General features: G+C 73.6%; 4 protein-coding genes. 1 reads left to right on the forward strand and 3 read right to left on the reverse strand.

Going from position 1 to position 14,081, the window contains the following annotated elements; genetic code table 11:
• Positions 1–7,259 (forward strand): SDR family NAD(P)-dependent oxidoreductase (locus ACFZB9_RS36670; protein WP_391454471.1); only part of this gene is annotated, 7,259 nt, incomplete at its 5' end.
• Positions 7,260–7,544: 285 nt separating this feature from the next.
• Here the strand turns inward: ACFZB9_RS36670 and ACFZB9_RS36675 are convergent.
• The 3 genes from ACFZB9_RS36675 to ACFZB9_RS36685 form a co-directional block, all read right to left on the reverse strand.
• Complete coding sequence (locus ACFZB9_RS36675) at positions 7,545–9,314, reverse strand: fatty acyl-AMP ligase (RefSeq protein WP_391454472.1); 1,770 nt, start codon at positions 9,312–9,314, stop codon at positions 7,545–7,547.
• A gap of 249 nt (positions 9,315–9,563) precedes the next feature.
• Positions 9,564–10,772, reverse strand: a complete 1,209-nt coding sequence (locus ACFZB9_RS36680) for a cytochrome P450 (RefSeq protein ID WP_391454474.1) — start codon at positions 10,770–10,772, stop codon at positions 9,564–9,566.
• A gap of 201 nt (positions 10,773–10,973) precedes the next feature.
• Positions 10,974–14,081, reverse strand: a 3,108-nt coding sequence (locus ACFZB9_RS36685) for a type I polyketide synthase (RefSeq protein ID WP_391454475.1), incomplete at its 5' end; no start/stop codon positions are given.

A 14,081-nucleotide genomic window follows, 5' to 3' on the forward strand; every position in this document is an offset into this window, starting at 1 on the left:
AGGGGTTGGGGGCTCGGGTGTCGGTGGTGGCGTGTGATGTGGCGGATCGTGGGGCGTTGGAGGGGGTGTTGGCGGGGATTCCGGAGGATGTGCCGTTGTCCGCGGTGTTCCATGCGGCGGGTGTGGGGTCGTATCGGGAGATCGGTGGGTTGTCGGTTGAGGAGTTCGAGGATGCGTTGCGGGCGAAGGTGGTGGGTGCGCGGCATCTGGACGAGCTGACGGCGGGGATGGATCTGGCTGCGTTCGTGTTGTTCTCCTCGGGTGCCGCGGTGTGGGGCAGTTCGGGGAATGCGGCGTATGCGGCGGCGAATGCGTATCTGGACGGTCTGGCTCAGGAGCGTCGGGCGCGTGGTCTGACCGCGACCTCCGTCGCCTGGGGCGGCTGGAAGGCGACCGGTATGGCGGACGGTCGGACCAGCGAGCTGCTCACCCGGGTGGGTCTGCGTCTGATGGACCCGGATATCGCGATCAGCGCCCTTGCGCAGGCGCTGGAGCAGGACGAGACCCTGCTCACCGTCACCGACATGGACTGGGAGCGGTTTGTACCGGGCTACATGATCGCCCGTCACCGTCCGCTGATCGAGGACATCCCCGAGGTCCGGCAGGCTCTGGAGGCGGATGCCGCCGAGCAGCCGGTGGACGACTCCGCGGCCCGGGCGCTGCGCGAACGCCTCGCCGGCCTGGGCGAACCGGAGCAGCGGACGGCTCTGCTCGACCTGGTGCGAGCGGAGGCGGCGCTGGTCCTCGGGCACAGCTCCACCACCGCGATCACGTCCGCGAGGCCGTTCCAGGAGTTGGGCTTCGACTCGCTCACCGCGATGGAGCTGCGCAACCGCCTGAACGCCGCGACCGGGCTGCGGCTGCCGTCCACCCTGGTCTTCGACCAGCCCACCCCCGCGGCGCTCGCGGCACATCTGCGGGGGCAGCTGACGGGCGCGGTCGCGCAGGCCGCACTGCCGGTGGTCGCGGCCCACGTGGACGACGAACCGTTGGTGATCGTCGGTATGGCCTGCCGCTTCCCGGGGGACGTCACGTCGCCGGAGGACCTGTGGCGTCTGGTCGCCGAGGGCCGCGACGAGGTCGGCGAGTTTCCGACCGACCGTGGCTGGAACGCCAACAGCACGCACGATCCGGCTCAGTTCACCATGACGGCCACCCGCCAGGGCGCGTTCGTCCATGACGCGCCCGAGTTCGATGCCGCCTTCTTCGGGATCTCACCGCGTGAGGCGCTGGCGATGGACCCGCAGCAGCGGCTGCTGCTGGAGTCCTCCTGGGAGGCGCTGGAACAGTCCGGGATCGATCCCGCTTCCCTGCGCGGCAGCCGTACCGGCGTGTTCGTCGGTGGTTCGCCTCAGGAGTACAGCGCCGTGCTGATGAGTTCGGCCGAGGCGTCGAGCGGCTATGCGCTGACGGGCTCGTCGGGCAGTGTGATGTCGGGTCGGGTGTCGTACGTGCTGGGCCTGGAGGGTCCGGCGGTGACGGTGGACACGGCGTGCTCGTCGTCGTTGGTGGCGCTGCACCTGGCGGTGCAGGCGCTGCGCAACGGTGAGTGTGATCTGGCGCTGGCCGGTGGTGCGACCGTGATGTCGACGCCGGGTGCGTTCGCGGAGTTCTCGCGGCAGGGCGGCCTGGCCGGGGACGGCCGGTGCAAGGCGTTCTCCGCCGATGCGGACGGCACCGGGTGGGGTGAGGGCGTCGGCGTGCTGGTGGTCGAGCGGCTGTCGGATGCGCGGCGCAACGGCCATGAGGTGCTGGCGGTGGTTCGGGGCAGTGCGGTGAACCAGGACGGTGCGTCGAACGGTCTGACGGCGCCGAACGGTCCCTCGCAGCAGCGGGTGATCCGTCAGGCGCTGGCCAACGCGGGGCTGTCGGCCGCCGAGGTGGACGTGGTGGAGGCGCACGGCACGGGCACGACGCTGGGTGACCCCATCGAGGCGCAGGCGCTGCTGGCCACCTACGGTCAGGACCGCCCCGCCGACCGCCCGCTGTGGCTGGGCTCGATCAAGTCGAACATCGGCCACACCCAGTACGCGGCCGGCGTGGCCGGTGTGATCAAGATGGTCATGGCGCTGCGGCACCGGGAGCTACCGCGCACCCTGCACGTGGCCGAGCCGACGCCCCAGGTCGACTGGTCGGCGGGCGCGGTGGAGGTGCTGGCCGACGCGCGCGACTGGACGGTGCCGGAGGACCGGCCGCGCCGGGCCGGCGTCTCCTCCTTCGGGATCAGCGGGACCAACGCGCACGTCATCCTGGAGCAGGCACCTGAGCCGGCGGCGTCCGAGGTCGAGCCCGGGGCCGGTGCGGCCACGGCCGGGCCGGTGTCGCTGCCCTGGCTGGTCTCCGGGCAGACCCCGCAGGCCCTGAGCGATCAGGCCCGCCGGCTGCTGGCCCGCTTCGAGGCGGATCCCGCCGCGGCCGATCCCGCCGAGGCCGACCCCGCGGACATCGCGTTCTCACTGGCGACCACCCGTGCACAGCTCACTCACCGGGCGGCGGTGGTGGCCGAGACCCTGCCCGACTTCCTGGCCGGCCTCGCGGCGCTGGCCGAGGGAGGCTCGGCGCCCGGCACGGTGCGCGAGGTGGCGAGCGATGGCGGGCTGGCCGTGCAGTTCCCCGGCCAGGGCTCGCAGCGTCTCGGCATGGGGCGTGAACTGTACGACCGCTTCCCGCAGTTCGCCGCCGCCTTCGACGCGGTGTGCGCGCAGCTCGACCTGCACCTGGAACGGCCGCTGAAGCAGGTCGTGTTCGCCGCACCGGACTCTGCGGACGCGGCCCTGCTCGACGAGACGGGCTTCACCCAGCCCGCGCTCTTCGCGATCGAGGTCGCCCTGTTCCGCCTGGTCGAGGGCTGGGGCGTGCGGCCCGATGTGCTGATGGGCCACTCGATCGGTGAACTCGCCGCCGCCCACGTGGCGGGTGTGTGGTCGCTTTCGGACGCCTGCCGGGTGGTCGCCGCCCGCGGGCGGCTGATGCAGGCGCTGCCGACCGGTGGCGCGATGCTGGCGGTGCAGGCCGGCGAGGAGGAGGTGGCCGAGGCGCTGGCCGGCGTCCCGGGCCAGGTGGGTGTGGCGGCCGTCAACGGCCCGTTCTCGACGGTGCTGTCCGGCGAACTGGAGGCCGTGGAGGAGCTGGCCGACCGCTTCGCGGCGGCGGGTCGCAAGACCCGCAGGCTGACGGTCAGCCACGCCTTCCACTCGCCGCTGATGGAGCCGATGCTCGCCGCGTTCGCCGAGGTGCTGGCGGGGGTCTCCTTCGCCCCGCCGCGGATACCCGTGGTGTCGAACCTGACCGGTGGGCTGGCCGGAGCGGAGCTGTGCACGCCCGAGTACTGGTCGCGCCATGTCCGTGAGGCGGTGCGGTACGCCGACGGGGTCCGGACGCTGCTCGAACGGGGCGTCGCTACGGTGCTGGAACTCGGCCCGGGCGAGGTGCTGACCGCGCTGTTCCAGGAGGCCGCGACCGAGTACGGACCGGCCGCGACCGAGCACGCTCCGGCCGGGACCGAGCACACTCCGGCCGCGACCGAGCACGGACCGGCCGAGCCGGGTGCCGTGGCGGCCCTGCGCGGCAAGCGCGGCGAGGCGGCCGCTCTCACCGCGGCCCTCGCCCGGGTGCACGCCCGGGGTGCGGCGGTGGACTGGCCGGCCTTCTTCGAGGGCCGCCGGCACCGCAGGGTGGGTCTGCCCACCTACGCCTTCCAGCGCCGGCGCTACTGGCTGGCCACCGGGGCGGCCCGCACCGGCGACCCGTCGAGCGTCGGCCTGAGCGCGGCGGGGCATCCGCTGCTGGGGGCCGGGGTGGCACTGCCGGACTCGGACGGCTTCCTTTTCACCGGACGCCTGTCCCTGGCGAGCCACAGCTGGATCGCCGACCACCGGCTCGCCGGTCTGCCGCTGTTCCCCGGTACCGCGTACGTGGAGCTGGCACTGTGGGCCGGCGAGCAGGTCGGGTGCGACCTGCTCGACGAACTCACCCTCCAGACCCCGCTGGTCCTGTCGGAGCACGGCGGCACCGCGCTGCAGGTGGTCGTCGGAGGCCCGGACGACGAGGGCCGACGCACCGTCAGCGTCCACTCGCGGCACGAGGACGCGCCGCAGGACGGCTCGTGGACCTGCCACGCCAGGGGCGTGCTCGCCGTCGTCGGGGCCTGGTCCGGGAGCGGGGAGTCCATCCCGTGGCCTCCGGCCGGTGCGCAGGCCGTCCCGGTGGACGGCTTCTACCCGGGCCTGGCCGAGGACGACTTCGTGCTCGGTCCCGTCTTCCACGGCCTGCGGGCCCTGTGGCGCCGGGACGGTGAGCTGTTCGCGGAGGTCGAGCTGCCGCAGGCCGCGGGCGGCCCGGAGAACGGGTTCGGCATCCACCCCGCGCTGCTGGACGCGGCACTCCAGCCGCTCGCCCTCGGCCTGCTGGGCCAGGACGAGCAGGGTCAGGGGACGGCGACGGTGGGACTGCCGTTCGCCTGGACCGGCGTGCGGTTGCACGCGACCGGTGCCTCGACCGTGCGGGTCAGGCTCACTCCCGCCGGCCGGGACGGAGCCGCGATCACGGTCCTGGACGCCGCCGGTGATCCGGTCGCCTCGATCGACTCGCTCACCCTGCGGCGGCCCTCGCCCGAACTGTTCGCCGGTGCCGAGGGCTCGGGCGACACCGTGGCCGCCGACAACTCCCTGTTCAGGCTCGACTGGACGTCCGTGCCGACCCTCGACCGGCCGGTGGCCGGCCGCTGGGCGACGCTCGGGCTCGACCCGCTCGGCCTGCGGCCGCAGGTGCTGGCGGCCGGACTCGCCGAGACCCCGTACCTCGACTGGCAGTCGCTGACCGACATGCTGAGCGCGGGTGCACCGGCGCCGGACGGGATCATCGTCTTCTGCGCCGGCGGCGTCGACGACGGCACTCCGCAGGCCGCGCACGCGGCCGCGCAGTGGGCGCTGGACACCGTTCGGCAGTGGCTCTCCGACGAGCGCCTGGCCGACACCAGGCTGGTCGTGCTGAGCAGCCGGGCGACGGCGACCGGACCGGCGGACCCGGTCACCGACCTGGCTGCCGCCACGGCCTGGGGGCTGCTCAGGTCGGCACAGTCCGAGAACCCCGGCCGGATCGTGCTGGTCGACATCGACGAGGACGAGGCGTCCTTCCGGGCCTTGCCGGCCGCCCTGGCCGGCGGCGAGCCGCAGCTGGCGCTGCGCGCGGGCGAGGCGAGTGTGCCACGGCTGGTCGCGTTGCCGGCCGCCGGGCAGGTCGCGGACGGCGGGACCGACCGGCGGGCCGCGTTCACCGCGCACGGCACCGTGCTGGTGACCGGCGCCGGTGGCGCGCTCGGCGGCCTGGTGGCCCGTCATCTCGTCGCCGGGCACGGTGTGCGCCGGCTGCTGCTGGCCGGTCGGCGCGGACCCGCCACACCGGGCATGGACGAGCTGATCGCCGAACTCGGCGAGCAGGGCGTCCAGGTGACCGCGGCCGCCTGCGACGTCTCCGACCGGGACGCCCTGGCCGCCCTGCTGGCCACGGTCCCCGCCGAGCACCCGCTGACCGGGGTGGTCCACCTGGCGGGCGTCCTCGACGACGGCCTGCTGACCTCGTTGACCCCCGAGCGGCTGGACCCGGTGCTGCGCCCCAAGGTGGACGCCGCCTGGCATCTGCACGAACTCACCGAGCACCTGGACCTGTCGGCCTTCGTGCTGTTCTCGTCCGCCGCCGGTGTGCTGGGCAGCCAGGGGCAGGCCAACTACGCGGCGGCCAACACCTTCCTGGACACCCTCGCCGGTCACCGCAGGGACCGCGGCCTGGCCGCGCTCTCGCTGGCCTGGGGCTGGTGGGAGCAGGCCGGTGGCATGGCCGACGGGCTGGAGGAGCACCAGCGGGCCAGGATGGCACGCGGCGGGATGCTGCCGTTCAGCGCCCAGCAGGGAATGGCCGCGTTCGACCGGGCGCTCGCCGCTGACGGGGAGTCGTCGCTCGTCCCGATCCGCTTCGCCGCGGGGCGCGGGACGGTCATGCCGGGGCAGGAGATCCCGGCCGTGCTCCGCGGACTGGTCCAGCCGTCCCGGCGGCGGGCGGCGGCGTCCGGCCACGGTGGCGGCGAGGAGCTGCGCGGGCGCCTGGCGGGGCTCACGTCCGCCGCGCGCGAGGCGGCCCTGGTGGACCTGGTCCGGACCGAGGCGGCCGAGGTGCTCGGCCACACCGACCTGGCCGAGGTCCAGGGGACGAGCGCCTTCGCGGAACTCGGCTTCGACTCGCTGACCTCGGTCGAGCTGCGCAACCGGCTGAACGCCGTCACCGGGCTCCGGCTGCCTCCGACGCTGATCTTCGATCACGCGACGCTGACCTCGCTGGCCGGCGAGTTGCACCGGCAACTGGACGGCGCCGCACCGGCAGCGGCCGCCCGGACGGAGGTGGCCGCCCCCGTGGAGGACACCGCCACCGCGGCGGTGAACGGTGTCGAGGCGCTGTATCGCCGGGCCCTGGAGACCGGGCGGATCGACATCGCGCACAAGGTGCTGGCGGCCGGCGTGGAACTGCGCCCGACCTTCTCCAGCTCGGCCGAGGTGATCGGCGGTCCGGGTCTGGTCCGGCTGGCCAGCGGCTCACAGCACCCGCGGATCATCTGCTTCCCGTCGCCGTCGGCGTGGGCGAGCAACCAGGAGTTCGTGCCGCTGGCCACCCCGCTGCGCGGCATCCGCGACATGTGGTCGCTGATGCTTCCCGGCTTCGTGGGCGGTGAGCCGGTGGCCGCCAGCGCCGAGGCCCTGGCCGACCACTGCGCCCGACTCATCGAGGAGAGCACCGACGGCGAGCCGTTCGCGCTGGCCGGCCTCTCCTCCGGCGGCAGCATCGCCTACATGGTGGCCACCAAGCTGGAGGAACGCGGCGTCAGCCCGCTGGGCGTGGTGCTCCTGGACAGCTTCCTGGCCGGGACCGAGCAGGCCGACTACATCCTGCCGGTCATGGAGTCCAGGACCCTGGAACGGGAGAAGAGCTTCGGCCGCCTGACCGGTGTCCGGCTGACGGGCATGGCCGCCTACTTCTCGCTGCTGGGGGACTGGCAGCCGAAGGAGATCGCCACGCCGGCCCTGCTGGTCCGGGCCTCGGAGATGATCAACGCCGAGCCCGGTCGGCCGCTGCCGCCGGACGAGACCTGGAAGCCGTTCTGGCCGATGATCCGTGACGTCGTCGACGTCCCGGGCGACCACTACACCATGATGAGCGAGCACGGCGAGAACACCGCGCGTACCGTGCACGAGTGGCTGGCCGCGCGGTAGTTCCGCGCGACCGGGGAGCCTTGTACACCGCCGGGTGGGCCGAGCACGGGCCCGCCCGGCGGTCGTGCGTGGTGCGGACCGCCTCCTGCCGTGTGGGCACCGGTGCAGCCGGTCCGTCCACGCCGTCGTCCACGCCGTCGTCCACGTCGTCGTCCACGCCGTCGTCCACGCCGTCGTCCACGTCGTCCATGCCATCCGTACCGCCCGCCGGCCGTCCGCCGGAACGGCAGAAGGCCGGTGCGCCCTGGGGGAGCACCGGCCTTGCGAGGAGGTTCCGCCGTGGCGTCAGCCGCGCCCGGCCACGGCAGGCTTGAGGGCGCCGTGGAGGTACAGCTCGCGGCACGCCCGGCGCTGCACCTTGCCGCTGGTGGTCCGGGGCAGGACTCCGCGGCGGATGACCACGATCTCGTCCACCTGGAGTCGCTGACCGTCGTGGACGGCCAGGCGGATGCGTTCGCGCAAGTCCTCCTCGCCGGTCCCGCGCAGGACGCGGCCGTCGGCTTCGACGACGACCACGAGCCGCTCGCTCTCCCCGTCGTCCACGGAGAACGCCGCCGCGCAGTTGGGGTGCAGGCCGGTGGCCGCTCCTTCGACGGACAGCTCCAGGTCCTGGGGGTAGTAGTTGCGGCCGTTGCGGACGATGACGTCCTTGAGCCTGCCCGCGACGAACAGCTCCTGCGCGTGGAGGAATCCGAGGTCACCGGTCCTCAGGTAGCGCGGGGCGGAGTCGGACCGGTCCGCGCCGGCCGGGCGGGCGTGGAAGGTCTGCCTGGTCTCGTCGGCCCGCCCGCGGTAGCCCTGGGCGATGCAGGGGCCGCTGATCCAGATCTCGCCGACGGTGCCGGGCGGGCAGGGGGCCAGGGTGGCGGGGTCGACGATCAGCACCTGGGTCGGGTGGGCCGGAAGGCCGGCGCCGACCAGGGGCTTCGCGTTGTCCGCGTCGGCCTCCAGCAGGTCGAGGCGGCCTTCGACCAGCGCCGGGCCGGAAACCCACAGGACGGTCGGCCGTCGCTCCGGCGAACTACCGGTGGCCTTCAGGGTGTTCTCGGCCAGCCCGTAGCCGGGTGACATGGCCTCCGGCGCGAATCCGGCCGGACCGAAGGTCTCGGTGAACGACGTGACGGTCCGCCAGCGGACCGGCTCCGCGCCGTTGACCGCGGCCCGCCACGAGGACAGGTCGAGCCCTTCGGCCACGGCCTCGGCACCCGCCTCCTCGGCCGCGCGTACGCACAGCTCGTAGGCGAAGCTCGGGGCGGCCGCATGGGTGCCGCGGAACCGGGAGACGGCCTCCAGCCAGCGCAGCGGCCGACGGACGAAGGCGGCGGGTTCCATGAGGTAGGCGGGGACACCCGAGCAGAGCGGCAGCATGACGCCGAAGATCATGCCCATGTCGTGGAAGAGCGGAAGCCAGTTGACGACCACGCCGTCCGGCCCCGACGGCCAGACCTGTTCGGTCTCCGCCACGTTGTGCAGGAAGTTGGCGTGGGAGACCATGACCCCCTTGGGGTGGCCGGTCGAGCCCGAGGTGTACTGGAGGAGCGCGATGTCCTCGGGACGGGGGCGCCCGGCCGGCAGCTCGTCCGCCGGTGCGAGCGACTCGGCGTCGAGCAGGGTCAGCCCGGCCAGCTCCGGCAGCGTGCCGAACCTCTCCTCCAGGTCCCGCTTGATCTCGGCGGTGGTGAGGACGACGGTGGTTCCGGCGTCGTCGGCGATCCGGCGCACGCGCTCCAGGCCGCTCCGGCGGGTGGGGACCTGGACCGGGGCGGCGGCGACCCTGGCGTACATGCAGCCGAGCAGCGACTGGATGAACTCCAGGCCCGAGGGATACAGCAGGACGGCCGCGTCCCCGGCCGCGAGCCCGACGGCCGCGAGCGCGCCGCCGCGGGCGCGGGCCTCGGCCTCCAGCTCTCGGTAGCTGAGGGACCGGTCGGGGGTCTCACCGTCGCGGAGGAACACGTAGGCGGTCTCGTCCGGTTGCTTGACGCTCCGGAGGTGGAGGGCCTCGGTCACCGTACTGACGTTGGCCGTCTCGATCTCTGCACCGGGCTGGTTCATCGGGGAGGTCCCTGCCTTCTGAGGTCGCGGCCACTGGGCGATGCCCCGAGCGACCGGGCAACGGGTGTGTCGAGCGGGCGACCGCCGCCGATGGGTCGGCCGCCGATGGTGAGCGGGCGCCACCGCGCCCGGGGGCGCGAAGCGGACGCGGGCAGGCCGATGGGAGGCCCGAACGAACGCTGGGGGTGTGAGAACGGCGAGCCGCTTCCACACCCCCAGCTGTCGGGCCCCGGTGGCCTTTCCCGGTGGTTACCAGGTGACCGGCAGCGCCGTGAGGCCGCGCAGCGCCGAGAAGGGCTTCATCGCCAGCTCCGACTCGGGCACCGCGATCTCCACGTTCGGCATCCGCCGGATCAGGCCGAGGAGGGCCTCCTGCAGCTCGACGCGGGCCAACTGCGCGCCCAGGCAGTGGTGCAGGCCGCCGCCGAGGGTCAGGTGCGGGTTCTCGGCCCGGGTGAGGTCGAGCTTCTCGGGGTCGGTGAAGACCGACGGGTCGCGGTTGGCGGCTCCGGTGCCCGGCAGGATCAGCGCGCCGGCCGGAATGGTCACGCCGCTCACCACCACCTCCTGCTTGGTGAGCTTCGGCTGCCCGGTGCCGCTGGTGCCGGTCTGCACGAAGCGCAGCAGCTCCTCGACGGCCGTCGCCACGATGCTGGGGTCGGCGATCAGCTGGGCGAACTGCTCGGGGTGGCGCTTGAGCACCAGCAGGAACATGCCGATCGCGTTCGAGGTGGTCTCGTAGCCGTTGATCAGCATGCCGACGCAGAGGTGGACGATCTCCCGCTCGGTCAGCTTGTCGCCCTCGTCACTGGCGGCGATCAGGGCCGTGATGAGGTCGTCACCGGGCTCGTCGCGCTTGGTCTCGATCAGCGCGGTGAAGTACTTGCGGAACTGCAGGGCGGCCTCGTCGCGCTTGACCGGGTCGGTCATCCAGTCGCCGAGCAGGGTGTCCGCCCAGGTGCGGAAGTCGTGTCCGTCGATGAGGGGGACGCCGAGCAGTTCGCAGATCACCTGCACCGGGAACGGGACGGCGAAGTTCTCCACCAGGTTGACCGGCTTCGGCAGGGCTTCCATGTTCGTGATCAGCTCGTCCACCAGCTCGGCGATGCGCGGGCGCAGCGCGTCGATCCGCTTGACGGTGAACGCACGGGAGACCAGCTTGCGCAGCCGGGTGTGCTCCGGCGGGTCGATGCCGACCAGCGACTCGTTCATGATCGTGCTGACCTCGCTCTGCGGCATGTTGGGCAGAGCGGGCATGACCCGGTTGCTGAAGACCGGGTCGAACAGGGCCTGGCGCACGTCCGCGTGGCGGGTCAGCAGCCAGGCGGACGTCCCGTCCGGGAGGGTCACCTGCGCGACCGGGCAGGTCTCGCGCAGTTCGTCCAGCTCGCGAACCGGCTGGCAGATGACGTCCCCCTCGGGGAACGGGAAGGGGATCGGGGCAGGAGCATCGGTCACGGGAATTCTCCGGTAGCGGTGAGTCAGCTGATGGAAGGGATGGACGGGTCGAACCGGGCTCTCGCCCTGCGTGATCACCAGACACTGGGATCGTATGAATCAGCGCCCCCTATCCGGGAACCCCTACGGCCCCCCTGAAGCGGCGAACCGCCCCAGGGGGACCGGCCGTCGGGCGCCGGTGCGGCATGATCGGACGCACCGTCAGGACAGGTCACCTGCACCCGAGTTGCTCAGGGCGAGCTGGATAAGGGAGGTCGCGTCCATGGCCAGGATGGAATCGCTGCGGTCCTCCTCCTCGGCTCCCGAGCCGGCGCCGGAGCGGCCCTCGGCAAGCTCCAGCAGCGGGTCGAGCAGGCCGCTCTCCCGCAGCCGGGCCAGCGGCAGCGAGAGCAGCGCCTCCCGGACCCTGGCCTCCTCGGCGGCCTGCGGATCCGCCGCCTCCTCGGCGGCGGCCGGGAACAGCTCGTCGCGCAGGAACCCGGCCAGCACCTCCATCGTGGGGTAGTCGAAGACGGCCGTGACGGGCAGCCGAACCCCGGTGGCGGCGTTGAGCCGGTTGCGCAGTTCCACCGCCGTCAACGAGTCGAAACCCAGCTCCTTGAACGGCCGGTCGGTCTCGATGGCCTCGGCCGAGGCGTGGCCCAGCACCGACGCGACCTGCCGGCGGATCAGCGCCAGCAGCGTGTCGTAGCGCTTGCCCGCGGACATCGCGGCCAACTGCCCGCGCAGCTGCGCCCCGTTGTCCTGCCCACTGCCGGCGGCGGTCCGGCGCGACCCGCCGGGAGCCAGTGCCCGGAGCACCGGCGGGAGCGCGCCGTCCCCGGCCTGCGCGCGCAGCGCGGCCGCGTTCAGCTTGACCGGGAACAGCACGGGCTCGTCCGAGCGCCAGCAGGCGTCGAACAGCCCGAGGCCTTCCTCGGACGGCAGCGGCACGACGGCCCGCATCGAGGTGTTGGCGAGCAGTGCGGCGTCGAACCGGCCCCCCATTCCGCTGTTCGTCTCCCACAGGCCCCAGGCCAGTGAGGTGGCCGCCAGCCCGCCGGCCCGGCGGTGCTGCGCGAGGGCGTCCAGGAAGGTGTTGGCGGCGGCGTAGTTGCCCTGCCCGGTGCCGCCGATGGTGCCCGCCACCGAGGAGAAGAGCACGAAGGCGGCCAGCTCGATGCCCTCGGTCAGCGCGTGCAGGTTGACCGCCGCGTCGACCTTGGGGCGGAACACCTCGTCGATCTTCTCCGGTGTCAGCGATGCCAGCAGGCCGTTGTCGACCGTCCCGGCACAGTGCACCACCGCGGTCAGCGGATGCCCGGCGGGGACACCCGCCAGTGCCAGGGCCAGCGACTCGCGGTCCGCCACGTCACAGGCCACCACGGCGGCGTCGGCCCCGGCCTCGCGCAGTGCGTCCACCAGCTCGGCCGCACCCTCGGCCGCCGGGCCCCGGCGGCTGAGCAGCAGCAGCCGGCGCACGCCGTGCTCGGACACCAGCCGGCGGGCCACCATGGCGCCCAGACCGCTGGTGGCGCCGGTCACCAGGACGGTCCCCTCGGGGTCCAGCCGGGTCGGCGCGGGCACCTCGCAGGCGTCCGGCTCGGCGACCGGCGTCAGGGCCCGGATCCGGCCCAGCCGGGGTGTCAGGGCCGTTCCGGCACGCAGGGCCAGCTGGTTCTCGCCGGAGGCCAGCGCCGCCGGCAGGGCCTGCCAGGACGCGGCGTCGCCGTCCACGTCGAGCAGCACCAGCCGGCCGGGGTTCTCGGCCTGGGCCGAGCGCACCAGGCCCCAGAGCGGGGCCCCGGCAAGTCCGGTCACGTCCTCGCCGTCGCGCGCGGCCAGTGCCCTGCGGGTGACCACGACCAGGCGGGCCGAGGAGAGCCGCTCGTCGAGGGCCGGGTCCAGCCAGGCCCGGGCGGCGTCCAGCACCCGGCCGGTGGCCAGCCGGGTGGCCTCGGCCAGACCGGTGATGCCGACGGGTCCGTCGACCGCGGGGTCGAGCAGCACGAAGTCGGGCGCCGCGGCCCCCTCGGCCAGGGAGGCGACCAGAGCGTCCAGGTCGGCGAAGGCCACCGGCCCGCCCTCGGATCGCTCGTGCGCGAGTTCGAGCAGGTCCGGTCCCACCGGACCGAGCACGGCCCAGCGGGGGCCGGTGGCGGACTCGGTGGAGGCCGCTGCCCAGTCCATCCGCAGGAGCGACTCCTGCCGGGCGCCGGCGGTGAACTGCTCCGCCGCGATCGGACGCATGGCCAGCGAATCCACCGAGACGACGGGCACGCCCGCGGTGTCGGTGGCGAACAGCGTGAGCGAGTTGGCACCGGCCGGGGCGAGCCGCACCCGAAGGGTCGAGGCACCCGCCGCGTGGACCGACACGCCGCTCCACGCGAAGGGACGCCAGCCCGGCACGCTGTCGTCCAGCAGCCCGCCCAGGCCCACGGTGTGCAGGGCGGCGTCCAGCAGCACGGGGTGGAGCGTGAAGCTGCTCGCCCGCTCCAGCTGCCCGGTCGGCAGGGTCACCTCGGCGAAGACCTCGGGTCCCCGGCGCCAGGCAGCGCGCAGGCCCTGGAACGCCGGGCCGTAGAGGACCGGTCCGTCGGCGGCGAGTTCGTACAGGTCGTCGACCGGCACGGGCTCGGCGCCCGGGGGAGGCCACTCGGAGAGGTCGGGGGAGGGCGAGTGGCCACCGGCGGCCAGCAGCCCGCTGCCGTGGCACAGCCACCCGGCGTCCTCCTCGGCGTCCTCGCGCTGCGAGTACAGCTGGATCGTCCGGTGTCCCGCCTCGTCCGGCGAGCCCACGGTCAGCTGGAGGCGGACGTGTCCGCTGGGCGGCAGCAGGAGGGGCGCCTCCATGGTCAGCTCTTCGAGCCGGTCGCAGCCGACCTGGTCACCGGCGAGCATCGCCAGCTCGACGAAGGCCGTGCCGGGCAGCGGAACAGTCCCCACCACCTGGTGGTCGGACAGCCACGGGTGGGTGCGCAGCGACAGCCGTCCCGTGAGTACCAGGGCCTCGGACTCGGCGAGGCGGACGACGGCGCCGAGGAACGGATGACCCGGCGCGTCGAGTCCCACGCCGGTGACGTCGCCGCCGGTGCCGGGCTCGGGCCAGAAGCGCTCGTGTTGGAAGGCGTAGGTGGGCAGGTCGATGCGGTGGGCGTCGCGGCCGGCCAGGACGGTGGTCCAGTCGACCGTGACCCCGTGGACGTAGGCCTCCGCGAGGGAGGTGAGGAAGCGGGCGGTGCCGCCCTCGCCCCGGCGCAGTGAGCCGATGACGACGGGTTCGGTGCGCCCGTCGAGGGCGTCCTCAAGGGTCTCCTGGACCGGGACGGT

It is taken from the genome of Kitasatospora sp. NPDC008050 (assembly GCF_042957465.1).
Taxonomy (GTDB): Bacteria; Actinomycetota; Actinomycetes; order Streptomycetales; family Streptomycetaceae; genus Kitasatospora.

Bases quoted from the DNA above. Each gene is read 5' to 3' on its own strand.
- ACFZB9_RS36675 (WP_391454472.1), bottom strand. From the start codon at position 9,314: ATGAACCAGCCCGGTGCAGAGATCGAGACGGCCAACGTCAGTACGGTG.